21 protein-coding genes and 1 tRNA gene are annotated in these 26,986 nt (G+C 65.9%); 16 read left to right on the top strand and 6 right to left on the bottom strand.

What is annotated here, in order from left to right; translation table 11 throughout:
• Positions 1-69: 69 nt before the first annotated feature.
• Positions 70-708: a ribonuclease T gene (locus ACE3Q6_RS07910; RefSeq protein ID WP_374430633.1), complete on the bottom strand. Its 639-nt coding sequence runs from the start codon at positions 706-708 to the stop codon at positions 70-72.
• 125 nt (positions 709-833) lie between these two features.
• On the opposite strand from ACE3Q6_RS07910, the gene ACE3Q6_RS07915 reads away from it, so the two are divergent.
• Positions 834-1,592, top strand: coding sequence for a DUF1013 domain-containing protein (locus ACE3Q6_RS07915; protein WP_374430635.1), 759 nt, complete (start codon positions 834-836; stop codon positions 1,590-1,592).
• A gap of 305 nt (positions 1,593-1,897) precedes the next feature.
• On the opposite strand, the gene ACE3Q6_RS07920 is transcribed toward ACE3Q6_RS07915, so the two are convergent.
• Positions 1,898-1,982: transfer RNA gene (locus ACE3Q6_RS07920), tRNA-Leu, on the bottom strand.
• Positions 1,983-2,140: 158 nt separating this feature from the next.
• Here ACE3Q6_RS07920 and ACE3Q6_RS07925 point away from each other — a divergent pair.
• The 6 genes from ACE3Q6_RS07925 to gltB all read left to right on the top strand — a co-directional run bounded on the left by ACE3Q6_RS07925 (position 2,141) and on the right by gltB (position 11,313).
• Complete coding sequence (locus ACE3Q6_RS07925; protein WP_374430637.1) at positions 2,141-3,127, top strand: complex I NDUFA9 subunit family protein; 987 nt, start codon at positions 2,141-2,143, stop codon at positions 3,125-3,127.
• Between the two features lie 4 nt (positions 3,128-3,131).
• Entirely contained in the window at positions 3,132-3,932 is an 801-nt protein-coding gene (locus tag ACE3Q6_RS07930; protein WP_374430645.1) for an undecaprenyl-diphosphate phosphatase, read from the top strand.
• Between the two features lie 160 nt (positions 3,933-4,092).
• Positions 4,093-5,529: an NAD(P)-dependent oxidoreductase gene (locus tag ACE3Q6_RS07935; protein WP_374430648.1), complete on the top strand. Its 1,437-nt coding sequence runs from the start codon at positions 4,093-4,095 to the stop codon at positions 5,527-5,529.
• 105 nt (positions 5,530-5,634) lie between these two features.
• Positions 5,635-6,330: a hypothetical protein gene (locus tag ACE3Q6_RS07940; RefSeq protein WP_374430652.1), complete on the top strand. Its 696-nt coding sequence runs from the start codon at positions 5,635-5,637 to the stop codon at positions 6,328-6,330.
• Positions 6,320-6,763 (top strand): GFA family protein, encoded by a 444-nt coding sequence (locus ACE3Q6_RS07945; protein WP_374430656.1) that lies wholly within the window; start codon positions 6,320-6,322, stop codon positions 6,761-6,763. Before ACE3Q6_RS07940 ends, ACE3Q6_RS07945 begins: the two co-directional genes overlap by 11 nt.
• 11 nt (positions 6,764-6,774) lie before the next feature.
• Complete coding sequence (gltB, locus tag ACE3Q6_RS07950; RefSeq protein ID WP_374430659.1) at positions 6,775-11,313, top strand: glutamate synthase large subunit; 4,539 nt, start codon at positions 6,775-6,777, stop codon at positions 11,311-11,313.
• A gap of 48 nt (positions 11,314-11,361) precedes the next feature.
• Here the strand turns inward: gltB and mgrA are convergent, their stop codons facing one another.
• Positions 11,362-12,387: an L-glyceraldehyde 3-phosphate reductase gene (mgrA, locus tag ACE3Q6_RS07955; protein ID WP_374430665.1), complete on the bottom strand. Its 1,026-nt coding sequence runs from the start codon at positions 12,385-12,387 to the stop codon at positions 11,362-11,364.
• Positions 12,388-12,473: 86 nt separating this feature from the next.
• Here mgrA and ACE3Q6_RS07960 point away from each other — a divergent pair, with 86 nt between their 5' ends.
• On the top strand, positions 12,474-13,322 hold the full coding sequence (locus ACE3Q6_RS07960; RefSeq protein ID WP_374430667.1) for a YihY/virulence factor BrkB family protein: 849 nt from the start codon (positions 12,474-12,476) through the stop codon (positions 13,320-13,322).
• Between the two features lie 57 nt (positions 13,323-13,379).
• On the opposite strand, the gene ACE3Q6_RS07965 is transcribed toward ACE3Q6_RS07960, so the two are convergent.
• Complete coding sequence (locus tag ACE3Q6_RS07965) at positions 13,380-15,047, bottom strand: glycoside hydrolase family 3 protein (RefSeq protein WP_374430671.1); 1,668 nt, start codon at positions 15,045-15,047, stop codon at positions 13,380-13,382.
• 16 nt (positions 15,048-15,063) lie between these two features.
• Positions 15,064-16,344: an ROK family protein gene (locus ACE3Q6_RS07970; protein WP_374430676.1), complete on the bottom strand. Its 1,281-nt coding sequence runs from the start codon at positions 16,342-16,344 to the stop codon at positions 15,064-15,066.
• A 213-nt stretch (positions 16,345-16,557) separates the two neighbouring features.
• On the opposite strand from ACE3Q6_RS07970, the gene ACE3Q6_RS07975 reads away from it, so the two are divergent.
• From ACE3Q6_RS07975 to xylA, 6 genes are all read left to right on the top strand, one after another.
• Positions 16,558-17,583, top strand: coding sequence for a substrate-binding domain-containing protein (locus ACE3Q6_RS07975; RefSeq protein WP_374430680.1), 1,026 nt, complete (start codon positions 16,558-16,560; stop codon positions 17,581-17,583).
• 137 nt (positions 17,584-17,720) lie between these two features.
• Positions 17,721-18,746: a substrate-binding domain-containing protein gene (locus ACE3Q6_RS07980; protein ID WP_374430686.1), complete on the top strand. Its 1,026-nt coding sequence runs from the start codon at positions 17,721-17,723 to the stop codon at positions 18,744-18,746.
• Positions 18,747-18,890: 144 nt separating this feature from the next.
• A complete protein-coding gene (locus ACE3Q6_RS07985; protein WP_374430688.1) occupies positions 18,891-20,282 on the top strand; it encodes a sugar ABC transporter permease in 1,392 nt (463 codons plus the stop codon).
• 12 nt (positions 20,283-20,294) lie between these two features.
• Positions 20,295-21,059 carry an ATP-binding cassette domain-containing protein gene (locus ACE3Q6_RS07990; protein ID WP_374430694.1) on the top strand — a complete coding sequence of 255 codons (765 nt, stop codon included), beginning with the start codon at positions 20,295-20,297 and terminating at the stop codon, positions 21,057-21,059.
• Positions 21,059-22,498 carry a xylulokinase gene (gene xylB, locus ACE3Q6_RS07995; protein WP_374430697.1) on the top strand — a complete coding sequence of 480 codons (1,440 nt, stop codon included), beginning with the start codon at positions 21,059-21,061 and terminating at the stop codon, positions 22,496-22,498. The genes ACE3Q6_RS07990 and xylB overlap by 1 nt, the downstream gene beginning before the upstream one ends.
• The gene (gene xylA / locus ACE3Q6_RS08000; RefSeq protein ID WP_374430706.1) at positions 22,495-23,796 is read left to right on the top strand and encodes a xylose isomerase; all 1,302 of its coding nucleotides are present in this window, start codon (positions 22,495-22,497) and stop codon (positions 23,794-23,796) included. The genes xylB and xylA overlap by 4 nt, the downstream gene beginning before the upstream one ends.
• Before the next feature lie 51 nt (positions 23,797-23,847).
• Here xylA and ACE3Q6_RS08005 read toward each other — a convergent pair whose 3' ends face one another.
• A complete protein-coding gene (locus ACE3Q6_RS08005) occupies positions 23,848-24,690 on the bottom strand; it encodes an SDR family oxidoreductase (protein ID WP_374430709.1) in 843 nt (280 codons plus the stop codon).
• An 87-nt stretch (positions 24,691-24,777) separates the two neighbouring features.
• Here ACE3Q6_RS08005 and ACE3Q6_RS08010 point away from each other — a divergent pair, with 87 nt between their 5' ends.
• Complete coding sequence (locus ACE3Q6_RS08010) at positions 24,778-25,413, top strand: class I SAM-dependent methyltransferase (protein ID WP_374430713.1); 636 nt, start codon at positions 24,778-24,780, stop codon at positions 25,411-25,413.
• A 74-nt stretch (positions 25,414-25,487) separates the two neighbouring features.
• Entirely contained in the window at positions 25,488-26,960 is a 1,473-nt protein-coding gene (locus ACE3Q6_RS08015) for an AMP nucleosidase (RefSeq protein ID WP_374430718.1), read from the top strand.
• Positions 26,961-26,986: the final 26 nt, after the last annotated feature.

Raw genomic sequence — 26,986 nt, forward strand, 5'->3', positions numbered from 1 at the left:
CATTGTAAGGCCGCTTTTCGCAATCCCCTCAAAAAGCTGTGTTTCACACCCGGTCCCGCCGACCGCCCATCAGCGGACTGGCTCTAGCACTGCATCCTGCAACCGGCAGTCCCGGATCACGTCTTTCCCACAGCGTCGGAATTGAAGATCGTCGGTCAGGCAGACGCGGGCCTCTTGGATCAGTCCGTCCTTGCAGGTGATGGTGATCTGGTCGCGCGCCAGTCCGGGGTTGGCCTCGAGAAACGCCTCCTCGATCACCTGGGCGGGAACCTCCAGACGCCGGGACACGTCCGCAAGAACGTCTGGAACCGCGACCCTGCCGTAAGCCCTGCGCGCCAGGTCGAAATAGGCGGGTGCAGACAGGCCCGAGCAGCGGCCGTGCTTCTTCCACTGATAGAAGGCCAGCCCCGCGCCGCCCATGATGTCGGCCATCGCCGCCGTCTCTGCCCGGGTCGGGTCCCGTTCGACCGTGCGACAGAACGAGGGCCAGCCGTCTTCGTATTGCGGCCAGAGCCCGTGCAGCACGAAGGTCAGGCCGCGCCCGTCAGCGCATTGCGGGTCGTTGCGGGCATCGCCTTCCAGCGCGCACCAGGCAGCCGACCAAGACAACGACAGGACATAGTAGTCGAAGTCGCCCGCGCGCTCTCCCTCGGCCCGTGCGGCACCGGACCAGCACAAAGCCGCGATGGCCAACAGGAACAGGCGCATTTTCGCTTCCCCTTTGCGAAGTTCGGCCCTATATGGCGACCTGAATTCCCCGAAATCGTGGAACTCGCGGGCTAGGCCCGCAGCCGTTTTCCCGGCACGGGACAGGTTTGTAAAGGAGAGATCCGATGTCGAAACCGCTTATGGCCAAGGCCACAGCCGTCTGGCTGGTGGACAACACGACGCTGAGCTTTGCCCAGATCGCCGATTTCTGCGGGATGCACGAGCTTGAGGTCCAGGGCATCGCCGACGGCGACGTCGCCACCGGGGTCAAGGGGTTCGACCCTGTCGCCAACAACCAGCTGGATCCGGTCGAGATCACGCGCGCCCAGGCAGATCCGCTGTACCGAATGAAGCTGAAGTTCAACGCCGCCGCCGTGGGTGAGGAAAAGCGTCGCGGCCCGCGCTACACTCCGCTGTCCAAGCGCCAGGATCGCCCGGCTGCGATCCTGTGGCTGGTCAAGTTCCATCCGGAGCTGTCCGATGGCGCAATCGGCAAGCTTGTGGGCACCACGAAGCCAACGATCCAGTCGATCCGCGAGCGGACGCACTGGAACATCGGCCAGATCCAACCCATCGACCCGGTCGCGCTAGGCCTTTGCAAGCAGTCCGAACTTGACGCCGCCGTCCAGGCCGCCGCGCGGAAGAAGGCCGCCGAAGGCGTGGTGATGTCGGATGACGAGCGTCGCAAGCTCGTGTCGACCGAGCAGTCGCTTGGCATGTCGCCCGACGCGCGGATGCCCTCGGGTCTTTCGGGCCTCGAGGTGTTCGGGGACGAGGAGAAGGACGAAAGCCCGGCTTCCGACTTCTCGGATGCAGACAGCTTCTTCAACCTGCCCGCCGGCGGCCAGGACGACGACGAGGACGAAGACGACCGTCGCCGCTGATCCGTGCCGGAAAACTCAGAAAGCCCCGGTCGCAGCCGCTGCGGCCGGGGCTTCTTCTTTTCCGGCCTGCGTCAGATCAGCGCCTAGCGCCACCACAGCGGGGCGAAGCCCAGCAGCGCAATGCCGACGCACATCCAGGCGATTGTCGAGATTTCCATGGGTCACCTTCCTTTCGGGAAGAATTCGCCCGAGGCGTATCGGTTCCCCGGACGGCGGACAGTGCCAGCGGGGACGCGGTGCCGAACGGCCGCATTGGACAAGAAAAAACCCTGCAATCAATAGATTGCAGGGTTTCTCTATAGGTTTGGTGCCCAGAAGAGGACTCGAACCTCCACGCCTTGCGGCACTGGTACCTGAAACCAGCGCGTCTACCAATTCCGCCATCTGGGCGATGCCGTAGGCCGCGATGTAACGGCGCCCCAAGGCAGAGTCAACGGCCCCTTCAGCAAATTTCTTGCTGCCGCTTTGGCCTTGCCCGTCCGGGGCGGCGCGGCTATTCATCGGCCCAGTTTCCGGTGCCTTCCAGGCGCCCGCGAAGGAGTGCGCGCATGAGCAAGCTGGTCACCATCATCGGCGGTTCGGGCTTCGTCGGCCGCTATGTCGCACGGCGCATGGCCAAGGCCGGCTGGCGGGTCCGCGTGGCTGTCCGCCGCCCAAATGAGGCGCTGTTCGTCAAGCCCTACGGCGTGGTTGGCCAGGTCGAGCCGGTAGCCTGCAACATCCGAGACGACGCCAGCCTTCGGGCCGTGATCCGTAGCGCGGATGCGGTCGTCAACTGCGTCGGCGTGCTGAACGGGGTGGGGGCGAACACTTTCGATGCCGTGCAGTCCGAAGGCGCGGGCCGGGTGGCGCGGATCGCCGCCGAGCTGGGCGTGGAACGGCTGGTGCATATCTCGGCCATCGGGGCTGATGCGGGCTCCGACAGCGACTATGCCCGGACGAAGGGCGAGGGTGAGGCAGCCGTGCTGGCCGCTTTCCCGACTGCCGTGATCCTGCGGCCCTCGATCATCTTCGGGACCGAAGACCAGTTCTTCAACCGCTTCGCAGCGATGACGCGCATGGGGCCGATCCTGCCGGTCGTGGGTGCGAACACCCGCTTCCAGCCGGTCTATGTGGACGACGTGGCCCAGGCCGCCGTCGCGGGCGTGACGGGCGCGGCTGCCCCGGGCGTCTACGAACTCGGCGGGCCCGAGGTCGATACGTTCCGCGGCCTGATGGGGCGGATGCTGAAGGTGATCCAGCGCCGTCGCGCGGTCATCAACATGCCTTTCGTCGTGGCGAAGGCGATGGGCTTCGGTTTCGACATGGTGCAGGCGGTGACGCTTGGCCTCATCGAGAACAAGATGATTACCCGCGACCAGGTCCGGAACCTTGCGCGCGACAATGTCGTCTCCTCCAACGCCCGCGGCTTTGCCGAGCTTGGGATCACCCCCACGGCGATGGAAGCGGTGCTGCCCGAATATCTCTGGCGCTATCGCCCCTCGGGCCAATTCGCGGCGATCAAGGATTCGGCGAAGAACCTGAAGAAGGCATAAGGGTTTGGACCAGACCCTTACGGCTGCCTTCCTGGGCCTTCTGGAAGGTTTGACCGAGTTTTTGCCAGTATCTTCGACGGGCCACCTGCTGCTCGCCGGGCATTTCCTGGGCTTCGAGTCAAAGGGCCGGACCTTCGAGGTGGTGATCCAGCTTGGCGCGATCCTTGCCTTGACCTCGGTCTATGCTGCGCTGGTGATCAGGCTGGTCCTGCGCGCCCGGCATGAGGATGCGGCGCGGCGGTCGCTGGTGTCGATCTTCCTGGCGTTCCTTCCGGCCGTTCTGGTCGGGCTTCTGGCGCATGATTTCATCAAGACGGTCCTGTTCGAGACGCCGCAGCTGATCGCCTGGATGCTGATCCTGGGTGGGGTCGTGCTTCTGCTGATCGACCGGATCGCCCCGCCCCCGATGTATCGCGATGCAACGGCGCTGCCGTTCGGCAAGTCGCTCGCCATCGGGTTCTGCCAGTGCCTGGCCATGGTTCCGGGGGTCAGCCGGTCGGGCGCGACCATTGTGGGCGCGATGCTGATGGGGGTGGAAAAGCGGGCGGCGGCAGAGTTCTCGTTCTTGCTCAGCCTGCCGACCATGGGGGCGGCGGTGGCCTATGACCTGTACAAGTCCCGGAACGAGCTGGACCTTGGCGCTGTCTGGGAGATTGCCGTGGGGTTCGCCGTGGCCTTCGTGACCGCCGTCCTCGTGGTGCGTTGGGTGCTGAGCTACATCAGCCGCCATGGATATGCACTGTTCGGCTGGTGGCGAATCATCGTGGGAAGTGCCGCTTTGGCAGGGCTTTGGTTTGGTTTCTAAGGTGGTTCGGAAACCATCCTGACCTATTTCGACGGAAGAACGTCAGCTTTTCTGTCTCATCTGCCAAAAAAGCCGCAAATAGGTAAAGTCTACTGACTTTTCTTGTCGGCTGATCCGCTGTACGAAGTCGCTCCCGAAGAATTCGCTGGGAGGCGCAGCCGTGGCCACGCAGAAGATGCTCAAGTTCGTCACCGTCGGCAAAGAGATGCCCGAGAAACGGGACGCATCCTCGCGCGCGCAGGATTTCAACGAGATTTACCGGGAGTTTGCAGACCGCAAGGCCGCCGAACAGGCCAGCCGCTGCAGCCAGTGCGGCGTGCCCTATTGCCAGTCGCATTGCCCGCTGCACAACAACATCCCCGACTGGCTGAAACTGACCGCCGAGGGCCGGCTGCAGGAAGCCTACGAGATCAGCCAGGCCACCAACACCTTCCCGGAAATCTGCGGTCGCATCTGCCCGCAGGATCGGCTGTGCGAAGGCAACTGCGTGATCGAGCAGTCGGGGCATGGCACGGTCACCATCGGCAGCGTCGAGAAGTACATCACCGACACGGCGTGGGAAGAGGGCTGGGTCAAGCCGATCCGTCCGCATGCGGAGCGGCCGGAATCCGTGGGCATCATAGGCGCGGGCCCGGGGGGCCTTGCGGCGGCGGACATGCTGCGGCGGCAGGGCGTGCAGGTCACGGTCTATGACCGCTACGACCGCTCGGGCGGGCTGATGACCTATGGCATTCCCGGCTTCAAGCTGGAGAAGGACGTGGTGGAGCGTCGGAATGCTCAGCTGGCGGACGGGGGCGTGAACTTCGTCCTGAACTGCAACGTGGGCGAGGACATCACCTTCGACGCGATCCGGGGCCAGCACGATGCGGTGCTGATCGCCACGGGCGTCTACAAGGCTCGGGACATCGAGGCCCCGGGCGTTGGGGCCAAGGGCATCGTGAAGGCGCTGGACTACCTGACGGTGTCGAACCGCAAGGGCTTTGGCGACGACGTGCCGGAGTATGAGAGCGGAGAGCTCAACGCCGCGGGCAAGCGCGTCGTCGTCATCGGCGGTGGCGACACGGCGATGGACTGCGTGCGGACGGCGATCCGTCAGGGGGCGCTGTCGGTCAAGTGCCTCTACCGTCGCGACCGGGCGAACATGCCGGGCTCGCAGCGCGAGGTGGCGAATGCCGAGGAAGAGGGCGTTGAATTCGTGTGGCTTTCCGCGCCCAAGGGATTCACGGGCGGCACGGAAGTCGAAGGCGTGATGGTGCAGAAGATGCGCCTTGGTGCTCCGGATGCGACGGGCCGCCAGACGCCGGAAGTGATCGAGGGCGCGGATTACGTGGAACCCGCTGACCTGGTGATCCAGGCGCTGGGGTTTGAGCCGGAGGACCTGCCGACGCTTTGGGGCGTGCCGGAACTGAAGGTGACCCGCTGGGGCACGATCAAGGCCGATTTCCGCACCCATGAGACCAGCCTGCCGGGCGTGTACGCGGCGGGCGACATCGTGCGGGGGGCAAGCCTGGTGGTCTGGGCAATCCGCGACGGGCGCGAGGCGGCCGAGGCGATCCTGTCCTACCTGAACCAGACCGGAGCAGTGGCGGCAGAGTAGTCTGATTTCCGTTTGGAACGCGTATGGAAAGCGGCCATAGGCGCTCATGGGGCAGAGAAAGTTAAACGTCAGGACTGGTGACCTGACTTCAGTGGTGAAACGGCGATGCAGAAGACCCTGATCCTTGCCTGCCTGATCGCCCCGGCCGCCCCCGCGCTGGCCGGCACCTGGGATGTCCCCGAGGGATGCGAAGCCTTCCTGACCGTGCAGTCGAAGGAATGCCGCGTCTCGCATTACTACCGCTGCTCTGCCGACAACCCCGGCGACCAGTGGCGGGTGGACCTGGATCAGGAGGGGCCGTTCTTCTTCTCGAAGATCGACTTCGAGGGCCAGTGGATCGAAAGCTACGATCCTGCCATGCAGACGCTGGACCCCAACCCCGCCGATCCCGCCCGCATGTCCGAGCTTCTGGCCGAAGGGCTCGATACCTGGAGCTTCGGCCTGTCGAAGGACGATGGCACAGGCTCGCGCGCCGAGGGCTATGACCGGCTGACAGGGAAAAGCGTCACCATCGACGGGATCAAGTTAAGCCAGACCGAGGTGGACTTCACCGAATACGACCTGTCGGGAAATGTCCTGCGCCGGTCGCGGGGGAACGAATACATCCACCCCGAATGGCGGCTGTTCTTCGCGGGTCCGGGCGAGACCGACCTGGGCGATGGTCAGTGGCTGCCGATCGACGGATCGCCCCTGCAGTTCATCTTCCCGGGCGAGGAGGGTTTCCTGTCCAGCCAGCCGCTGTTCGATTGCGACGCGCTGACGGCCTCGCTGCCCGTGTGGAGGGTCAGCCATGAGCCTTGAGCGGTCTGGCGGATGCCTCTGCGGCGCGGTGCGGTTCAGGGCCACGCTGACGGGGACCAACTTCGGCGCCTGCCATTGCCCGATGTGCCGGAAGTGGACCGGATCGGCCCTCTTGGGGATCACGGTCCCGGCGGGGAACGTGGAATGGCAGGGCGCGGAGCACATCGCCAAGCGCCAGTCCTCCGCTTGGGGCGAGCGGGCCTGGTGCGCGGAGTGCGGGTCCTCGCTGTGGTTCCGGGTGACGGTGGACGGGCCGTACGCGGGCAACCTGGAACTGCCGGTGGGTCTGTTCGATGACGCGAACGGGCTGACCATGACCAACGAGATCTACATCGACATGAAGCCCGACAGTTACGCCTTTGCGGCGACGGATCGGCAAGTTTTGACGCGAGCGCAGTGCGTGGAGAAATTCCCGCTTCTGGCCAGTGAATGAAGGAGAGGCCCATGACCAAGTATGATGAAGCCTGGGTGAAGGCCGAAGAGGAAAAGCGCGCCTGGCTGGATGCGAATGGTCTCTACAAGACCGAGGATGAGCATTCGTCCTGCGGGGTGGGGCTGGTGGTTTCCATCTCGGGCAAGCCGTCGCGCAAGGTCGTGGAGAACGGCATCAACGCCCTGAAGGCGGTCTGGCACCGGGGCGCGGTGGATGCGGACGGCAAGACCGGCGACGGGGCGGGGATCCATGTTCAGATCCCGGTCAAGTTCTTCTATGACCAGGTCCGCCGGACGGGGCATGAGCCGGACGTTCAGAAGCTGATCGCCGTGGGCCAGGTCTTCCTGCCGCGGACGGACTTCGGCGCGCAGGAGCGCTGCCGGACGATCGTGGAGACCGAGGTCCTGCGGATGGGGCATTACATCTACGGCTGGCGACATGTGCCGGTGGATGTCAGCGTGCTGGGCGACAAGGCCAACGCGACGCGGCCCGAGATCGAGCAGATCCTGATCCGCTGCGAGAAGGACATCGACCAGGAGCAGTTCGAGCGCGAGCTCTACATCATCCGGCGGCGGATCGAGAAGGCGGCGACGGCGGCGGGTATCCAGGGGATGTACCTGTGTTCGTTGTCCTGCCGGTCGATCATCTACAAGGGGATGATGCTGGCCGAGCAGGTGTCGACCTTCTACCCGGACCTGCTGGATGAGCGGTTCGAGAGCGCCTTCGCGATCTACCACCAGCGCTATTCGACGAACACCTTCCCGCAGTGGTGGCTGGCGCAGCCGTTCCGGATGCTGGCCCACAACGGCGAGATCAACACGCTGAAGGGCAACGTCAACTGGATGAAGTCGCACGAAATCCGGATGGCCTCGAACAACTTCGGCGAGGCGGCCGAGGACATCAAGCCGATCATTCCGGGCGGGACGTCGGACTCGGGTGCGCTGGATGCGGTGTTCGAGGTGCTGGTGCGGTCGGGGCGGTCGGCTCCGATGGCCAAGACGATGCTGGTGCCGGAGGCTTGGAGCAAGCAGACGGTGAACATGCCCAAGGCCTGGGCGGACATGTATTCCTACTGCAACTCGGTCATCGAGCCCTGGGACGGTCCGGCGGCCTTGGCGATGACCGACGGGCGCTGGGTCTGCGGGGGCTTGGACCGGAATGGTCTGCGGCCGATGCGCTACGTCATCACCGGCGACGGGATGCTGATCGCGGGGTCCGAGGCCGGGATGGTGCCGGTGGATGAATCGACCGTCCGCGAGAAGGGCGCGCTGGGGCCGGGGCAGATGATCGCCGTCGATATGGCGGAGGGCAAGCTCTACCACGACGTCGAGATGAAGGACAAACTGGCCGCCGCCCAGCCCTATGGCGAGTGGGTGGGCAAGATCGTCGACCTGAACAGCCTGCTGCGCGACATCCCTGAGACGCAGACCTTTACCGGGGCTGACCTGCGCAAGCGCCAGATCGCGGCGGGGTTCACCATCGAGGAGCTGGAGCAGGTCCTTGCGCCGATGGCCGAGGACGGGAAGGAAATGGTCGCCTCGATGGGCGATGACACGCCGCCGGCAGTGCTGTCGTCGGTCTATCGGCCGCTGTCGCATTACTTCCGCCAGAACTTCAGCCAGGTCACGAACCCGCCCATCGACTCGCTGCGCGAAGGCCGGGTGATGTCGCTGAAGACGCGCTTCGGCAACCTGCGGAACGTGCTGGACGAGAACAACAGCCAGACGGAAATCCTGGTCCTGGAAAGCCCCTTCATCGCGAACCGCGAGTTCGACGTGATGGTGCAGCGGTTCGGCGATCAGGTGGCCTTCATCGACTGCACCTTCCCGGTGGGCGAGGGGCTGGATGACCTGCGCCAGGGGCTGGAGCGGATCAGGGCGGAAGCCGAGGATGCCGTGCGGTCGGGTGCCGGGCAGCTGGTCCTGACGGATGAGCATCAGGGGCCGGAGAAGGTGGGGATGCCTATGATCCTTGCCACCTCGGCAGTGCACAGCTGGCTGACGCGCAAGGGTCTGCGGACCTTCTGCTCGATCAACGTTCGGTCGGCGGAATGCATCGACCCGCATTACTTCGCGGTGCTGATCGGCTGCGGGGCGACGACGGTGAACCCCTACCTCGCGCAGGATTCCATCGCGGACCGGATCGACCGGGGGCTCTTGGACGGCTCGCTGACCGATGCGATGCGGCGGTATCGGGATGCCATTGATGCGGGGCTTCTGAAGATCATGTCGAAGATGGGGATCTCGGTGATCTCCAGCTATCGCGGCGGTCTGAACTTCGAGGCCGTGGGCCTGTCACGCGCGATGGTGGCCGAGTACTTCCCGGGGATGCAGTCGCGTATCTCGGGCATCGGCCTGACGGGCGTGGAGCAGAAGCTGGAAGAAGTCCACAAGCGCGGCTGGTTGGGCGGCGCGGATGTGCTGCCCATCGGCGGCTTCTACAAGGCGCGGCGGTCGGGCGAGAAGCACGCCTGGGAAGCGCAGACGATGCACATGCTGCAATCGGCCTGTGACCGGGCGAGCTATGACATCTGGAAGCAGTACTCCGCCGCGATGCGGGCGAACCCGCCGATCCATCTGCGCGACCTTCTGGACATCAAGGCTTTGGGCAAGCCGGTGCCGATCGAGGAGGTTGAAAGCATCACCTCGATCCGGAAGCGGTTTGTCACACCGGGCATGTCGCTGGGCGCTCTCAGCCCCGAGGCGCACAAGACGCTGAACGTTGCGATGAACCGGATCGGGGCGAAGTCGGACTCGGGCGAGGGCGGCGAGGACCCGGCGCATTTCACGCCGGAGCCGAACGGGGACAACCCGTCTGCCAAGATCAAGCAGGTCGCCTCGGGGCGCTTTGGCGTGACGGCGGAATACCTGAACGCCTGCGAAGAGCTGGAGATCAAGGTGGCCCAGGGCGCGAAGCCCGGTGAGGGCGGCCAGCTGCCGGGGATGAAGGTCACGGCGCTGATCGCGCGGCTGCGGCATTCGACTCCCGGCGTGACGCTGATCTCCCCGCCGCCGCACCACGACATCTATTCCATCGAGGACCTGGCGCAGCTGATCTACGACCTGAAGCAGATCAACCCGCGCGCCAAGGTGACGGTGAAGCTGGTGTCGTCGTCGGGCGTGGGCACCATCGCAGCGGGCGTGGCGAAGGCCAAGGCCGACGTGATCCTGATCTCGGGCCACAATGGCGGGACGGGGGCTTCGCCGGCGACATCCATCAAGTACGCGGGCCTGCCGTGGGAGATGGGTCTGACCGAGGCGCATCAGGTGCTGGCGATGAACAACCTGCGTGAGCGGGTGACGCTGCGCACGGACGGGGGGCTTCGGACCGGGCGAGACATCGTGATGGCGGCGATGATGGGGGCCGAGGAATACGGCATCGGCACCGCCGCGCTGATCGCGATGGGCTGCATCATGGTGCGCCAGTGCCAGTCGAACACCTGCCCAGTGGGCGTCTGCACTCAGGACGAACGCCTGCGGGCCAAGTTTACCGGGTCGGCGGACAAGGTGGTGAACCTGATCACCTTCTATGCGCAGGAAGTGCGGGAGATCCTCGCCTCCATCGGTGCGCGGAGCATGGACGAGATCATCGGGCGGGCCGATCTGCTGACGCAGGTTTCGCGCGGGGCGGCGAACCTCGATGACCTCGACCTCAACCCGATGCTGATCAGCGTCGATGGGGCGCGGTCGATCACCTATGACCGGTCGAAGCCGCGCAACGCCGTGCCGGACACGCTGGACGCCGACATCATCCGCGACGGGCATCGCTTCTTCGAGGATGGCGAGAAGATGCAGCTGTCGTACGCGGTGCGGAACACGCTGCGGACCATCGGGACGCGGGCGTCGAGCCATATCGTCAAGAAGTTCGGGATGCGGAACGCGCTGCAGCCCGACCATCTGACGGTGAAGCTGACCGGGTCTTGCGGCCAGTCCTTGGGCGCGTTCAGCGTCCGGGGTCTGAAGCTGGAGGTCCAGGGCGATGCCAACGACTATGTCGGCAAGGGGTTGTCGGGCGGCACGATCACCGTGCGGCCGCTGATGTCCTCGCCGCTGAAGGCGGAAGAGAACACGATCATCGGGAACACCGTGCTGTACGGGGCGACCGACGGGTTCCTGTTTGCCTCCGGTCGGGCCGGGGAGCGCTTCGCGGTGCGGAACTCGGGTGCTTCGGTCGTGGTGGAAGGCTGCGGGTCGAACGGCTGTGAATACATGACCGGCGGCGTTGCGGTGATCCTGGGCCGGATCGGCGCGAACTTCGGGGCCGGGATGACGGGCGGGATGGCCTATGTCTACGACCCCGAGGGCGTGGCCGAGGACTTCATGAACCTCGAGTCGATCCTGACCTGCGCGGTGGAGCATCCGCATTGGGAGATGCAGCTGAAGGGCCTGATCCAGCGCCACCTGGACGAGACCGGCAGCCGGATCGCCGAGCGCATCCTGGCGAACTGGGACCGCGAGCGGCTGAACTTCCTGCAGGTCTGCCCGAAGGAGATGGTGGAGCGCCTGCCTTATCCGCTGTCGGACGAGGTGGCGAAGGTTCCCGCCGAGTGAATGAGAGACGGGCCCCGGAGATGATCCGGGGCCTTTTCGCTTTCAGGCTCAGTCCTCGGACGACCGCGCCCAGAGGTTGATGTCCTTCTCCTCTGAAATGGCGTCGATCGCTGCCAGTTCGTCGGCGGTGAAGTCGAGCTTCTCCAGCGCGCCGACGCAATCGACGACCTGTTCGGGCTTCGACGCGCCGATGAGGGCGGAGGTGATCCCGCCGTTGCGCAGGACCCAGGCGAGGGCCATCTGCGCCAGCGTCTGGCCCCGGGCGGCGGCCATGTCGTTCAGCTTGCGGACCGACCCAAGGGCCTTCTCGACGACCGAGGGGTGCAACGACTTGTCCTGCGTGGCGCGGCTGCCGGCAGGGATGCCGTTCAGGTACTTGTTGGTCAGGATCCCCTGCGCCAGCGGGACGAAGGCGATGGAGCCGACGCCGAGCTCTTTCAGCGTGTCTTTCAGCCCGTCGGTTTCCACCCAGCGGTTCAGGATGTTGTAGCTGGGCTGGTGGATCAGCAGCGGAGTCCCCAGATCCTTCAGGATCGCCACGGCCTCTCGTGTGCGCTGGGAGTTGTAGCTGGATATGCCGATGTACTGCGCCCGGCCAGAGCGGACGATGTGGTCCAGAGCGCCCATCGTCTCATCCAGCGGGGTGTCGGGGTCGAAGCGGTGGGAATAGAAGATGTCGACGTAGTCGAGACCCATGCGCTTCAGCGACTGGTCGCAGGAGGCGATGACATACTTGCGGCTGCCCCATTCGCCATAGGGGCCGTCCCACATCAGGTAGCCGGCCTTGGAGGAGATGATGAGCTCATCCCGCAACCCGTTGAAATCGGTTTTCAGCAGTTCACCGAAAGCCTCTTCGGCGCTGCCGGGCGGGGGGCCGTAGTTGTTGGCAAGGTCGAAATGGGTGATTCCAAGGTCGAAGGCCGTGCGGCAGATCGCCTGTTTCGTGGCATGCGGCGTGTCGTGGCCGAAGTTGTGCCAGAGGCCGAGGCTGATCGCCGGAAGCTTCAGGCCGGAATTGCCGCAGCGGTTGTAGATCATCCGCTCATAGCGGTTGGCGGCGGGCGTGTATGTCATGGGGGTCCTCCTGTTGGCGCTATCATGCGACGGCGGCTGGGCGGCTTCAAGTTGCGCTAGCCGGGAATCCGGGGGATGCTGACCGCATGAAGATCGTCCGCGAGCTTTGGGAGTTCCTGGTCTGCGTCTGGACGCGGGTTGGCAATGGGCATTTCGGGCTGATCGCGGCAGGCGTGGCCTTCTTCGCGATGTTCGCGGTCTTTCCCGGCCTTGCGGCGGCCATTGCCGTCTGGGGGATGTTCGCAGACCCCCGCGTCATCCAGGGCTACCTTTCCATCGCCGAGCGTTTCCTGCCGCCGGAGGCGCGGACGCTGGTGCATGATCAGGTGATGGGCCTGATCACCGCTCCGCGGACGGCGCTGCAGTGGACGACGGTCCTGTCGCTGCTGATCGCGCTTTATTCCGCCCGGGCCGGGGTTTCGGCGCTGGTGCAGGGGCTGGACGTGGTGCACCGTTCCAAGCCGCGCAGCTGGCTGTGGAGCTGGGCGGTGGATTTCGTGCTGACGGGGGCGCTGATCGGGGCGCTGTTCGTGGCGCTGGTGACGGTGGTGGTGGTGCCGATCCTGTTGAACTTCGTCCAGTTCGGGACCTTCGAGGCCTGGCTGACGAAGGTCCTGCCCTGGGGGGCGATGTTCCTGCTGGTCGTCACGTGCCTGTCGATCCTGTATCGCTTTGGTCCGAACGTTCCAGGCGGGTTCCGGTCACCGTGGATCAGCGTCGGCGTTCTGGTTGCATCCATCGCCTGGGCCGGAGTGTCGATCGGTTTCTCGGTCTACCTGTCGAATTTCAACAGCTACAACGTGTTCTACGGGTCCATCGGGGCGGTCATCATCCTGATGATGTGGCTTTACCTGTCGGTCTGGTCGGTCCTGCTGGGCGGGGCGATCAATGCCGAACTGGACGCGCGGATGCGGATGCGGGCGGCGCGTCGGTGACTGCGTCCCTCCTCGCCGGGGGCCAGCGAGGAGAAGCCGAAGGCGCAGGAGGAGCGTTCAGAAGCGGGCGTCGGGCTGGCCACAGAAGGGGTCTACGGGGTTCTTTCCCTGGAACTCGGCCCGGCCCAAAAGGCAGTCCAGCGTCGCGCGCTGCATCGAATCCATCGTGGCATAGGCATTGACCACGCAGGGCAGGCGCGGGGCGTCGTAGAGGTAGTAGGGATAGCCGAAGGAAATGAGCGCCGTCGGCACCTCGTGCCAGTGCCGGGCCATCGCGCCATGCATCCCGCCCGTAAGGCGGTTCCAGTCCAGGAAGATGCGGCCCCGGGTCAGAAGCGTCTCTTCGGCCATGACATACAGCACCAGATCGAACTGGCGCGGGTCGGGGCGGGTGGCGGGGTCGTAGAGCGTGACCTCGAACCCCTCGGCGCGGAGGAGGTCGGGGAAGATCATCGGCATGCCTTCGCCATGCAGCGGCGTGACGATCCCGGTGGAGTAGATCAGGACCCGGCGGTGGTGCTGGGGCGAGAGGGGCAGGATGCCTTGCACGTCCTTCACCAGCGTCGGGGCGCGGGCGGTTACCTTGCGGGCGGCCTCGGCGCTGGCGGGGGTGGCAAGCTTCGCGCGATCCGCCGGGACCGTGCCGTCGCGGTGCAGGCCAAGAGCGGCTTTCAGGCCCAGGACGCGGACCATTGCCTCGTCGAGGCGGTCGGCGGTGATCCGGCCGTCGTCCAGCGCGGCCTCGATACGGGCAATGTCGGCCTCGGGCTCGTCGGAGAAGAGGATGATGTCGCAGCCGGAGGACACCACCTCGGGCAGGGCCACATCCCGATGCGCCCAGGCCCCAAGGCCCGCCATCGGCGTCGCGTCCGAGACGATGAGGCCGTTGAACCCCATCTCCTCGCGCAGGAGGGTCTGGTTCAACAGGCGCGAGGTCGAGGCGGGGCGGTAGGCCTCGAGCCCCGCATCAGGGTCACGCGCCAGCACATAGGCCGGGAAGGCAATGTGGGCGGACATGACCGACATGACGCCAGCCTCGATAGCCGCGCGGTACAACGCGCCGTGGGTGGCGTGCCAATCCTCGATGGAAAGGGGGTTGATCGTGGTGACGAGGTGCTGGTCGCGGTCGTCGTGCCCCTCGCCCGGCCAGTGCTTGACGGTGGCGGCGACGCCGGCGGCCTGCAGTTCGCGGATATGGGCCAGCGCGTGGTCGCGGATGCGGGCGGGGTCGGAGCCAAGGCCGCGGGTGGCGACGATGGGCGAGCGGAAGAGCGCGTTGATGTCGAGGACGGGGGTGAAGGACCAGTTGATCCCCGCGGCGCGGGCTTCCTCGGCCATGATCCGGGCGATGGTGGCGGAGGCCTGGACGTCGTCAACGGCGGCAAGGGCCAGGGGGTTCGGCACCTCGGTCCCGAAGGAGGGGCTCATCCGGCTGCCTTCAAGGTCGGAGCTGACGAGGTAGGGGATGCCAGCGGCGGCACGAAGGGCGTCGAGCGTGTCAAGCTCGGCCCGGCCATCGGGGCCGAAGAACTTGGTGATCCCGGCGGGGGCGAGGGCGGTGATGCGGTCCACCACCTCGGGCCCGGTGCCGAAGCAGATGTGGACGAAGAGCTGCCGGACTTTGGCGGCGCGGTCCATGTCCGCAAGCGTGGTCCGCACCCAGTCGCGCGCTGCGGGGTCAAGGTTGAAGGGCGCAGCGGAAAGGATGCGGTCGATCTGGTCCATCTGGGGTCCTTGCGGGTTACTGCGCGGCGATCTCGCGCGTGGCGGGCGACAGGATCGCCTCGGTCACTTCCGACAGGGCCAGCGCCGCCGCGCCGTGCGCCCAAAGGAGGTCGCCCCAGGCGTGGATCTCGATCGGCGGGCGGGGGCGGCCGGTGTTGATGGCCAGGTTCTCCATCTCGTCCAGCGTCTCGGCGGCGTAGAGGTAGTCGTAGCGCATCCGTTCGCCCGACAGGATGATCAGCGAGGGGTCGAAGAGGTTCACGACGTTGGAGAGGCCGAGGGCCAGGTAGCGTCCGGCGCGGCGGAAGATCGACTTCGCCGTGACGTTGCCCGCCTTGGCATGGTCGTAGAGGCTTTCGAGCAGGACGTTGATCGGCTGGCTTTCCTTGTGGCCCCAGTTCAGCGCCGTCGTCGCCTCACGTGCCAGCGCATAGTCGGCCACGTAGGCCTCGATGCAACCACGCTGGCCGCAGCGGCAGAGCGCGCCGTCGAGCTGCACCTTCATGTGCCCCAGCTCCATCCCCAGGCGCTGCGCGCCGCGGTAGATGCGATGGTTCATGACGAAGCCCATGCCGACGCCGTGTTCGATGGTCACGACGGCAAAATCCGACAGGCTGCGGCCCGCGCCGAACCAGAGCTCGGCCAGGGCAACGAGGTTGGCGTCGTTGTCCACGTAGGCGGGCAGGCCCAGCCGCGCGGTGGCGGCGGCGGCGATGGGGACGTTGCGCTCGGCCAGTATCGAGGACCAGAAGACCGTGCCCTCGGCGCAGTCGACGAAGCCTGGAAGGCCGATGCCGACGGCGGACAGGTCGGCGCGGTCCACCCCCGCCTTGGCGCAGACCCGGGCGAGAAGGGTTTCGATGGCCTCCAGGATCTCGGGCAGGGACATCGGGCCCGGGTGGCGGGGGATGGCGTCGTCGGCGATAAGCTTTCCGGCGAAGTCGACGATGACGGCGGTGTGCTCGCGGTCGGAAAGCTTCATCCCGGCGACCCGGTGCGCCTGGGCGCGGACCCCCAGGGCCACGGCGGGGCGGCCACGGCCGGCGTCATTGTCGCGGGGGGCGGCGACCTCTTCGATGAGCCCCGCCTCGATCAGTTCCGAGGAGATGGTGGTCACCGAGGCCGGGCTGACGCCGAGGTCCTTGGCCAGCTGCACCCGGGGAATCAGTCCGGCAGCACGGACCAGTTCGAAGACCTGCTGCCGCAGCGGGCGCTGGCTTTCGGTCAGCGGCGGGATCAAGGGACCCACGCCCTTGCGTCCGTCGCTGCTGGCAGGCCGGGTCGCTTTGGACAGCATTTGTTCGACCCCCGAAGTAATCACGGCCGATTGTGGCAGGCCGCGCCACGCCTTTACCGTATTTTCGCCGGATTTGCCCCGACACTCGCGAGTGCCCAGCTTCTGTCAGACGATTTATTTTGACAACTGAAATTGTTGTGGCAAGCGTGGAGCCGCAGTTCGGCTCAACTTAAGCGGTAGCGTTGGTCCGGTCCATCTTTGGAGGAGTTTCCCATGCGCAGCCTCATTCTTGCTGCAGCTCTTGTCTTCACGGGTCTCGCAGCCCCGTCTTTCGCGGAAGGCAAGAAGATCGGCGTCGCCTGGGGCGACTTTCAGGAGGCACGCTGGCGCTGGGATGCCACCGCGATGCGGTCGATGATCGAACGCCAGGGCAACGAATACATCCCGACCAACGCGGGCGGGTCGGCCGAGCAGCAGCTGCGCGACATCGAGAAGTTGGTGGCCGAGGGCGTTGACGCTCTGATCATCCAGCCCGTCGACAAGGAGGCCATCGGCCCCGGCGTCGACCGTGCAGCAGAGGCGGGAGTTCCGATCCTGGGCTACGACCGGATGATCGAGGATGAGCGGGTCTTCTACCTGACCTTCGACAACGTGGGCGTCGGGCGACTGATCGCAGCCATCGTCAAGCAGGCGCAGCCTGAGGGCAATTATGCCATCATCCTTGGCGATCCCAGCGATGCGAACAGCATGTTCCTGCGTCAGGGCATGGAAGAGGTCATTGGGGCTGCCGTTGCCGGCGGGCAGATCAAGATCGTGGGCGAGGCCCATGCCGATGGCTGGAAGCCCGAGAACGCCAAGGCGGTGATGGAGAAGATCCTGGCCGACAGCGGCAACCAGGTGGACGCGGTGCTGGCGCAGAACGACGGCATGGCGGGCGCTGCCATCGAGGCGCTGACGGCCGCGGGGCTTTCGGTGCCGGTGGGCGGCCAGGACGGCGACAAGGCGGCGCTGAACCGCGTCGCGCAGGGGCTGCAGACGGTCTCCGTCTGGAAGAACAACTTCGAGCTGGCGAAGCGCGCGGGCGAGATCGCGGGCCTTCTGGCCGAGGGAACGCCGATGAACCTGATCCCTGATGCCACGCAGTTCACGGGGGGCGAGAAGGGCATTCCGGTCTGGGCGATCCTTCTGACTCCTACGCCGGTCACGGCCGAGAACCTGGACGTCGTGATCGACGCCGACCACGTCACGCAGCAGGATGTCTGCCGGGGCGCTCTGCCCACCGTAGAGGCCTGCCAGTAATCCGGAAAGCGCCGGCGCGGTCGCTCGTGCCGGCGTTTTATTTTTGACAACTGAAATTATTCACGGCACATTCGCGCCTGTCACGGCGAATCTGCCGGGCCGGCCATCTGCTGGCCGATACACTAGGGAGGTTACACATGCGTACCGCAATTCTCGCCGCCGTTCTGGCGGTGACCGGCTTTTCGTCGGCCGCGCTGGCCGAGGGCAAGGTCATCGGCGTGAGCTGGGCCCAGTTCCAGGAAGAGCGCTGGAAGATCGACGAAGCCGCGATGAAGGCCGCGATCGAAGCCGCCGGGAACACCTACGTCTCGGCCGACGCCCAGTCGTCCGCCGAAAAGCAGCTGTCGGACATCGACGCGCTGATCGCCCAGGGCGTGGACGCGCTCGTCATCAACGCCTGGGACAAGGACGCCATCGGGCCGGCCATCGAGAAGGCCGCTGCCGAAGGCATCCCGGTCGTGGGCTATGACCGCCTGATCGAAGACGACCGCACCTTCTACCTGACCTTCGACAACGTCGGCGTCGGCCGCATCATCGCGGAAGAGGTCTTCAAGGTCGCGCCGAAGGGCAACTACGCGATCATCAAGGGCGACCCGGGTGACCCGAACGTCGGCTTCCTGCGTCAGGGCATGGAAGAAGTCATCGGCGCTGCCGTGGCCGCCGGCGACATCGTGATCGTCGGCGAAGCGAACTCGGACGGCTGGAAGCCCGAGAACGCCCAGAAGAACATGGAACAGATCCTGACCGCCAACAACAACGCCGTTGACGCCGTTCTGTCGCAGAACGACGGCATGGCCGGTGGCGCTGCTGCGGCTCTCGCGGCTCAGGGCCTGAACGTTCCGCTGGGTGGCCAGGACGGTGACCTTGCCGCGATCAACCGCGTTGCGCGCGGCACCCAGACCGTGTCGGTCTGGAAGGACGCTCGTCAGCTGGGCAAGGCCGCCGGCGAAATCGCCTCGGCTCTGGCCGACGGGGCGGCTCTCGACGCCGTTCCGGGCGCGACCAAGTTCTCGGGCGGCGAGAAGGGCGTTGAAATGAACGCCATCCTCCTTTCCCCGACCCCGATCACCAAGGAAACGATCGGCGTTGCCATCGACGCGGGCCACATCACCAAGGAACAGGCTTGCGAAGGCGCTCTGCCCGACGTCGCTGCCTGCCAGTGATCTGACCATCCGGCGCCGTCCCCAAGGGGCGGCGCCACCCCCTTTCTCTCTGGCTGGTCCGTCGCCCGCATTCAGGGGCGTGATGGTGCGCATGGACGCGCCCGGTTCCGGCACAGCCCCATCCCTCTCAGGCTGGACGAGGACATGACCGCTACACCCCAATCCCCGACGATCCACGCGCCGAACGAGGGTGGGTTCACCCGCTTTCTCCGCGCGACCGAGATCGACCCCCGCCTTCTGGGCATGGTCGGCGCGCTTCTGCTGATCTGGGTCGCATTCGAGGCCTATTCGACCTTCGTGCTGGGCCGCCCCTCGCTGCTTCTGGGCGCAAGCCAGGCCGAGGCGAACGGCTTCCTGACCCCCCGTAACCTGTGGAACCTCTCGGTCCAGACCGCCTACATCGGCATCATGGCGACGGGGATGGTGCTGGTCATCATCACCCGGAACATCGACCTGTCCGTGGGCTCGATCATGGGCATGGTCGGCATGTACATGGGCCTTCTGCAGGTGGAATACCTGACACCGGCCCTTGGCCTTGGCCATCCGTCGATCTGGATCATCACGGTGATCTTCGGCATCGCGATGGGCGCGCTGATCGGGGCCTTCCAGGGCGTGCTGATCGCCTTCTTGGGCATCCCGTCCTTCATCGTCACGCTGGGCGGCCTTCTGGTCTGGCGCGGCGCGGCCTTCCTCGTCGCGGGCGGCAAGACGATTGCCCCTCTGGATGACACCTTCGCGCTGATCGGCGGCGGGTCCTTCGGGGCGCTCGGCAAGACCGGAAGCTGGATCTTCGCCGTGATCGCCTGCGTCTTCGTCGTCTGGGCCTTCCTCAGCGGTCGCAAGGCGCGCAAGACCCACGGCTTTGCGCAGCGCCCCGTCTGGGCCGAGACCTTCGTGATCGGCCTGGTTTGTGCCGTGATCCTGGGCGCGACGACCATCGTCAACTCCTACATCTGGCCGACGGGCAACATCCAGAAGTACTACCAGGCTTTGGGCCAGGAGGTTCCGGCCTGTGCCGAGCGCGGCGGCGACATCTACAGCGACGTCTGCGCCAGCTTCGGCCACGGCTTCGCCTACCCCGTGCTGATCATGATCTTCGTGGCCATCGGCATGACGATCCTGATGACCCGCACCCGCTTTGGCCGCTATGTCTTCGCCATCGGTGGCAATCCCGAGGCCGCGGCCCTGTCGGGCATCAACACGCGCGCCATGACGGTGAAGATCTTCACCCTGATGGGCGCTCTGGCCGGTGTGGCCGCCGTCATTGGTGCCGCCCGTCAGAACAGCGCCACCAACGCGATGGGCAACCTCGACGAGCTTTACGTCATCGCGGCGGCCGTGGTCGGCGGCACCTCCTTGGCCGGGGGCGTCGGCACGATCTACGGCGCGATCATCGGGGCGCTGATCCTGACCTCCCTGCAGACCGGCATGGTGCTGATCGGCTTCGGCGACGGGTCCTACCAGCGCATCGTGATCGGCATCGCACTGGTGTTGGCCGTCTGGCTCGACATCGTTTACCGCAAACGCATCAAGTAAGGGGCTGACATCATGGTAGACAGAACCGGAACCCCGCTTGTCGAACTGCGCGACATCTCGATTTCCTTCGGGGGGATCAAGGCCGTCGATCACGTGACGGTCGACCTTTACCCGGGCGAGGTCGTGGGCCTTCTGGGCCACAACGGCGCGGGCAAGTCGACGCTGATCAAGTGCCTGTCGGGGGCCTACAAGAAGGACAGCGGGCAGATCCTGATCAACGGCAAGGAAGTCGAGATCAACGATCCCCGCGACGCCCGCGCCCAGAACATCGAGACGATCTACCAGACGCTCGCGCTGGCGGACAATCTGGATGCGGCGTCGAACCTGTTCCTGGGGCGCGAGCTGGTGAACAGCTTCGGCTTCGTGGACGAGTCGAAGATGGAGGCCGAGACGCGGAAGATCATGGGGCGGCTTAACCCCAACTTCCGCAAGTTCAACGTGCCGGTGAACATGCTGTCGGGCGGCCAGCGCCAGTCGGTCGCCATCGCCCGCGCGGTCTACTTCAACGCCAAGATCCTGATCATGGACGAACCGACCGCGGCTTTGGGTCCGCACGAGACCCAGATGGTGGCCGAGTTGATCCAGGAGCTGAAGGCGCAGGGCCTGGGCATCTTCCTGATCGAGCATGACATTCACAACGTCATGAAGCTCTGCGACCGGGCATCCGTCATGAAGAACGGCCAGCTGGTCGGCACGGTGAACGTGAACGAAGTCACGGACGACGACATCCTGGGCATGATCATCCTGGGCAAGAAGCCCCAGCACCTGGCCGCGTGATGTATATCGGGCTTGATCTCGGGACCTCGGGTCTGAAGGGGATTCTCATCGGCGAGGACCAGGCGGTCCTGGCCGAGGCCACGGCCCCGCTTACGGTGCAACGCCCCCATGAAGGGTGGAGCGAGCAGGCCCCCTCGGACTGGATTTCGGCGGCCGAGACGGTGTTTGACCGGCTGGCGGCGCAGAAGCCCTTGTCCGGGGTCCGCGGGATCGGCCTGTCGGGTCACATGCACGGCGCGACGCTGCTGGATGCGCGGGACGAGGTCCTGCGCCCCTGCATCCTGTGGAACGACACCCGCAGCCATGAAGAGGCGGCGGAACTCGACGGCGATCCGATGTTCCGGCGGCTGACGGGAAATATCGTCTTCCCGGGCTTCACGGCCCCCAAGGTGGTCTGGGTCGCGAAGCATGAACCGGCGATCCGGGATCGGCTGGCGAAGGTCCTTCTGCCGAAGGACTACCTGCGGCTCTGGCTGACCGGAGAGCATGTGGGCGAGATGTCCGATGCCGCCGGTACCTCCTGGCTGGATACCGGCAAGCGCGATTGGTCGGACGAGTTGTTGCAGGCGACGGGGCTCGACCGCAGCCACATGCCAAGCCTTGTCGAAGGGTCTCAGGTTTCGGGCTATCTGCGCGAGGCGCTGTCCACCCGCTGGGGCCTGCCAAAGGGCGTGGTCGTGGCGGGTGGCGGCGGGGACAACGCGGCCTCAGGCGTGGGCGTCGGCGTGGTACGGGCGGGCGAGGCTTTCGTGTCGCTGGGCACGTCGGGCGTGCTCTTCGCTGCGAACGACGGCTACCAGCCCGATCCGGCGACGGCGGTGCACACCTTCTGCCATGCGCTGCCGGACACCTGGCACCAGATGGGCGTGATCTTGGCCGCGACCGATGCGCTGAACTGGTACGCCAAACTGATCGGCACCGATGCGGCGCGACTGACCGGCGAACTCGGCGCACTGCAGGCTCCCGGCAAGACGATCTTCCTGCCCTACCTCGGCGGCGAGCGGACCCCGCTGAACTCGGCCAGCGTGCGCGGGGCCTTCACCGGGCTGGAGCATGCCACCGACCGCAAGGCCGCTACCCGGGCGGTGCTGGAGGGCGTGACCTATGCCATCCGCGACAGCCGCGATGCGCTGGCGGCGACCGGCACGCGGCTGGAGAACCTGCTGGCCGTGGGTGGCGGCTCCAAGTCCGACTACTGGCTGAAGCTGATCGCGACGGCTCTGGACTGCCCCGTCCAGCTTCCCGTGGCGGGCGACTTTGGCGGGGCCTTCGGGGCCGCGCGCCTTGGCCTTATGGCCGCCACCGGTGCAGGGGCGGAAGTTGCCACCCTCCCGCAGATCGCCCGCACCATCGACCCCGATCCTTCCCTCAAGGACGCCTTTGACGCGGGCCATGCCCGGTTCCGCGCCGCCCAATCTGCCATCAAGGACCTGACATGACCGACTTCTTCAAAGGCATCCCTGCCATCAAATACGAGGGCCCGTCCTCCACCAACGAATTCGCCTTCCGCCACTACAACCCGGACGAAGTCGTCCTGGGCAAGCGGATGGAAGACCACCTGCGCTTTGCCGTCGCCTACTGGCACAGCTTCGCCTGGCCGGGCGGCGACCCGTTCGGCGGGCAGACGCTGCAGCGGCCCTGGTTCGGCGATACGATGGCACTGGCGAAGCTCAAGGCCGACGTGGCCTTCGAGATGTTCGACATCCTGAACGTGCCCTTCTACTGCTTCCACGACGCCGACATGCGGCCCGAGGGCGCGACCTTCGCGGAATCGCTGAAGAACCTGAACGAAGTCGCGGATTACATCGGCGAGAAGCAGGCCAAGCACAAAGCCAAGCTCCTCTGGGGCACGGCGAACATGTTCAGCCACCGCCGCTGGATGTCGGGGGCGGCGACGAACCCCGATCCGGATGTCTACGCCTATGCCGCCGCGACGGTGAAGGCGAACATGGACGTGACGCACCGGCTGGGCGGGGCGAACTACGTCCTCTGGGGCGGGCGTGAGGGGTATGAGACGCTGCTGAACACCGACCTCAAGGCCGAGCGCGACCACGCGGGCCGCTTCCTGCAGCAGGTGGTCGAATACAAGCACAAGATCGGCTTCAAGGGCACCGTCCTGATCGAACCGAAGCCGCAGGAGCCGTCGAAGCACCAGTACGACTACGACGTCGCGACGGTCTATGGCTTCCTCAAGGACTTCGGGCTGGAAAAGGAAGTGAAGGTGAACATCGAACAGGGTCACGCGATCCTGGCCGGGCATTCCTTCGAGCACGAGATCGCCACTGCGGCGGCGCTGGGGATCTTCGGGTCGATCGACATGAACCGGAACGACTACCAGTCCGGCTGGGACACCGACCAGTTCCCAAACAACCACGCCGAAAAGGCGCTGGCCTTCTACGAGATCCTGAAGGCGGGCGGCTATAGCACCGGCGGCACCAACTTCGACGCCAAGATCCGCCGCCAGTCGCTGGACCCCGAGGACCTGATCCTCGCCCATGTCGGCGGGATGGACACCTGCGCCCGCGCGCTGAAATGTGCGGCGGCGCTTCTGGAAAGCGGCGAGATGGAGGCGGCGAAGGCCGAGCGCTATGCCGGCTGGAAGGACCCCAAGGCCCAGGCGATGCTGAAGGGCTCGCTGGAGGATGCGGCGGCCCGCGTCATCGCCGAGAAGATCGAGCCGCAGCCCAAGTCCGGGCGGCAGGAGCGGCTGGAGAACCTCTGGAATCGCTACGTCTGAGCGGTTTACGTCAAACCAGAAGGCCGGGGAGTTTCCCCGGCCTTTGTCGTTTCAGTCACCCCCTGCCAAGAGAGCAGCCAAGCCTTGCGGGTAGTCGGGGTAGAGGAGCTTCACCCCAAGCTCGTCCTTGATCCGGTCGTTCCGGACCCTCTTCGATTCACTGTAGAACCCCAGCGCCATCGGGGTCATCGTCGGCGCGACTTCCTCGAAGGGCACGGCGGGCGGTTCGGGCATCCCGAGCAGTTGCGCGGCGTAGCCGAGCACCTCTTGCGGTGGGCAGGGGTTGTCGTCGCAGACGTTGTAGGCGGCTCCTGGATTCGGGTGGCGGATCGAGGCTTCCAGCACCTGCGCGATGTCGTCGACGTGGATGCGGCTGAAGACCTGGCCCGGCTTGATGATCCGCCGTGCGGTGCCGTCCCGGACCTTCTCGAACGGTCCGCGGCCGGGGCCGTAGATGCCGGCTAGGCGGAAGATGTGGACCGGCAGGCCGGTCGCGCACCATTGCCCCTCGGCCAGGACGCGCTGACGGCCGCGGTCGGATTGTGGGGTCAGGGGCGTGTCCTCGTCCACCCAGCCGCCGTCATGGTCGCCGTAGACGCCGGTGGTGGACAGATAGCCCACCCATTCCGCCTTGGACTTCGCGATCTCGGGCACGGCCTGCAGGAACGGGTCTCCCTTCGCGTCGGGCGCGGCCGAGCAGAGGATGTGCGTCGCCTCCTCCAGGATCCATTCCAGATCGCCCGGCCAAAGAAGCGGCTCAACCCCTTCGGCGCGGAACTGGTCGGCCTTGGCCGGGTTGCGGGTGGTGCCGATGATCCGCCAGCCCTGGGGGACCAGGCGGCGGGCGAGGGCGCGGGCAGAATAGCCGTGGCCAAGGGAGAGGAGCGTGGACATGGGGCGACTATCGGGGTGGGGGCCGGGGGGCGCAAGGGCTTGCGGCACGGGCCGGTGCATTCCATGCTGGACTGTGGGAGGTGCGACATGGACCAGGGTCTGAAAGGCGCGCTGGAACTGACCGGGCCGGAGGCCTGTCTCGCCTATTACCGCGACTGGGCGGCGAGCTACGACCAGGGCTTCGCCACCGAGATGCAGTACCTGCTGCCCGCCCATGTCGCTGCGGCCTTCCTCGGCTCACGCGGGCAGGGGCCGGTGCTGGATGTGGGCGCCGGAACTGGGCTCTTGGCCGAGAGCTTGCGGCAGATGGGGTTCGAGGACGAGATCGACGCGGTGGATTTCTCGGCCGAGATGCTGGAACGCGCGGCCGAGAAACGCATCTATGCGGGGCTGCGTCAGGCTGACATCACAAAGCCGCTGACCCTGCCGCGCCGCTATGGCGGGATCGTGTCGTCGGGCACCTTCACGGCGGGGCATGTGGGACCCGAGGCGCTGCCGCATCTCCTCGCCGTGGCCCGCCCGCAGGCGCAGTTCGCGCTGTCGATCAACCGGCGGGTCTGGACCAGCGCGGGCTTCGACCGGGCGCTGGAGGCATTGGCGGCCGAGGCGAGGATCACCGACCTTCACCAGATCGAGGTGCAGGTCTATGGCGAGGCTGCGGCCCGGATCGACGCGGAACACGCGGGGGACCGGGCGCTGATCGCCCTCTTCCGCGCGGCGTGAGCCGTTACAATCGCTTCACTTGCAGAAGGTCCCCGCTTCCGGCTTAAATGCCGGATCAATTTGCAGGACCCGCAATGGACGACGCCCACACCATCCTTTCCCCCGAAGCCCCGGCGCATGAAAGCTTCACCAGCGCCGCCGATGCCGTGGACCGGCTGGAGGCGCTGTATTCCCAGGCGACGCAGTTCCTGTCCGACCAGTTCCTGCGCACCGTGTCCAAGGGACATCCGGGCCGCCGCATCCGGGCCTACTACCCGGAAATCCGCATTACCATCAACAGCTTCGACAAGGTCGACACCCGTCTGGCCTTCGGCCATGTCTCCAGCCCCGGCACCTATGCCACCACGGTAACGCGGCCCGACCTCTTCCGCAACTACCTGGTCCAGCAGATCGAGCTTCTGATCCGCAACCACGGGGTTTCCGTGGACGTGGGCCTGTCAGAGACGCCGATGCCCGTCCACTTCGCCGTCTCGGGCAGCGCGGTGGCGATCCCGCAGGAAGGGGTGATGGACTTCTCCTTGCGTGATGTGTTCGACGTGCCGGACCTCGTCACGACGAACGACGACATCGTCAACGGGGTCATGACCCGCTACGACGACGGCTCGGCGCCCCTGGCCCCGTTCACCGCGCAACGGGTCGACTATTCGCTGGCCCGCCTGTCGCACTACACGGCCACCGACCCGACGCATTTCCAGAACCACGTCCTCTTCACCAACTACCAGTTCTACGTGGACGAGTTCGAAGCCTATGCCCGGTCGGTGCTGGCGGACCGCTCCACCGGCTACACGGCCTTCGTGGCGACGGGGAACCAGGTGATCGAGACGCCGGACGGGGTGCTCCACCCGGTCACCAAGATGCCGCAGATGCCGACCTATCACCTGAAGCGGGCGGACGGGAACGGGATCACGCTGGTCAACATCGGCGTCGGCCCCTCGAACGCCAAGACCGCCACCGACCACATCGCCGTCCTGCGGCCGCACGCCTGGCTGATGGTCGGCCACTGCGCGGGCCTTCGGAACAGCCAGAGCCTGGGCGACTTCGTCCTCGCCCACGCCTACCTGCGCGAGGATCACGTGCTGGACGACGACCTGCCGGTCTGGGTCCCGATCCCGGCGCTGGCCGAAATCCAGATCGCGCTGGAAAAGGCCGTGGCCGAGGTCACCCAGCTGGAAGGCTATGAGCTGAAGCGCATCATGCGGACCGGCACCGTCGCCACCATCGACAACCGCAACTGGGAGCTGCGCGACCAGTCCGGCCCGGTGCGCCGCCTGTCGCAATCCCGCGCCGTCGCTCTGGACATGGAAAGCGCGACCATCGCCGCCAACGGTTTCCGCTTCCGGGTGCCCTACGGCACGCTTCTCTGCGTCAGTGACAAGCCCTTGCACGGAGAGCTGAAGCTGCCCGGCATGGCGTCCGACTTCTACAAGACCCAGGTCAGCCGCCACCTGCAGATCGGCATCCGCGCGATGGAGCGTCTGCGTGATACGCCCATCGAACGGCTCCACAGCCGGAAACTTCGCAGTTTCGAGGAAACCGCCTTCCTTTAATGGTGGAAAACACCGCCGATGCCATG

Source organism: Tabrizicola sp. (assembly GCF_041913445.1).
Lineage (GTDB): Bacteria > Pseudomonadota > Alphaproteobacteria > Rhodobacterales > Rhodobacteraceae > Tabrizicola.

What these genes read in the sequence shown, in the direction of transcription:
- ACE3Q6_RS07985 (WP_374430688.1), top strand. Translation starts at nt 18,891, where the DNA reads ATGACCGCTACACCCCAATCCCCGACGATCCACGCGCCGAACGAGGGT.
- ACE3Q6_RS07965 (WP_374430671.1), bottom strand. Translation starts at nt 15,047, where the DNA reads ATGGACCAGATCGACCGCATCCTTTCCGCTGCGCCCTTCAACCTTGAC.
- mgrA (WP_374430665.1), bottom strand. Translation starts at nt 12,387, where the DNA reads ATGACATACACGCCCGCCGCCAACCGCTATGAGCGGATGATCTACAAC.
- ACE3Q6_RS07960 (WP_374430667.1), top strand. Translation starts at nt 12,474, where the DNA reads ATGAAGATCGTCCGCGAGCTTTGGGAGTTCCTGGTCTGCGTCTGGACG.
- ACE3Q6_RS07910 (WP_374430633.1), bottom strand. Translation starts at nt 708, where the DNA reads ATGCGCCTGTTCCTGTTGGCCATCGCGGCTTTGTGCTGGTCCGGTGCC.
- xylA (WP_374430706.1), top strand. Translation starts at nt 22,495, where the DNA reads ATGACCGACTTCTTCAAAGGCATCCCTGCCATCAAATACGAGGGCCCG.
- ACE3Q6_RS08005 (WP_374430709.1), bottom strand. Translation starts at nt 24,690, where the DNA reads ATGTCCACGCTCCTCTCCCTTGGCCACGGCTATTCTGCCCGCGCCCTC.
- ACE3Q6_RS08010 (WP_374430713.1), top strand. Translation starts at nt 24,778, where the DNA reads ATGGACCAGGGTCTGAAAGGCGCGCTGGAACTGACCGGGCCGGAGGCC.
- ACE3Q6_RS07940 (WP_374430652.1), top strand. Translation starts at nt 5,635, where the DNA reads ATGCAGAAGACCCTGATCCTTGCCTGCCTGATCGCCCCGGCCGCCCCC.
- ACE3Q6_RS07980 (WP_374430686.1), top strand. Translation starts at nt 17,721, where the DNA reads ATGCGTACCGCAATTCTCGCCGCCGTTCTGGCGGTGACCGGCTTTTCG.
- xylB (WP_374430697.1), top strand. Translation starts at nt 21,059, where the DNA reads ATGTATATCGGGCTTGATCTCGGGACCTCGGGTCTGAAGGGGATTCTC.
- ACE3Q6_RS07945 (WP_374430656.1), top strand. Translation starts at nt 6,320, where the DNA reads ATGAGCCTTGAGCGGTCTGGCGGATGCCTCTGCGGCGCGGTGCGGTTC.
- gltB (WP_374430659.1), top strand. Translation starts at nt 6,775, where the DNA reads ATGACCAAGTATGATGAAGCCTGGGTGAAGGCCGAAGAGGAAAAGCGC.
- ACE3Q6_RS08015 (WP_374430718.1), top strand. Translation starts at nt 25,488, where the DNA reads ATGGACGACGCCCACACCATCCTTTCCCCCGAAGCCCCGGCGCATGAA.
- ACE3Q6_RS07925 (WP_374430637.1), top strand. Translation starts at nt 2,141, where the DNA reads ATGAGCAAGCTGGTCACCATCATCGGCGGTTCGGGCTTCGTCGGCCGC.
- ACE3Q6_RS07915 (WP_374430635.1), top strand. Translation starts at nt 834, where the DNA reads ATGTCGAAACCGCTTATGGCCAAGGCCACAGCCGTCTGGCTGGTGGAC.
- ACE3Q6_RS07990 (WP_374430694.1), top strand. Translation starts at nt 20,295, where the DNA reads ATGGTAGACAGAACCGGAACCCCGCTTGTCGAACTGCGCGACATCTCG.
- ACE3Q6_RS07975 (WP_374430680.1), top strand. Translation starts at nt 16,558, where the DNA reads ATGCGCAGCCTCATTCTTGCTGCAGCTCTTGTCTTCACGGGTCTCGCA.
- ACE3Q6_RS07970 (WP_374430676.1), bottom strand. Translation starts at nt 16,344, where the DNA reads ATGCTGTCCAAAGCGACCCGGCCTGCCAGCAGCGACGGACGCAAGGGC.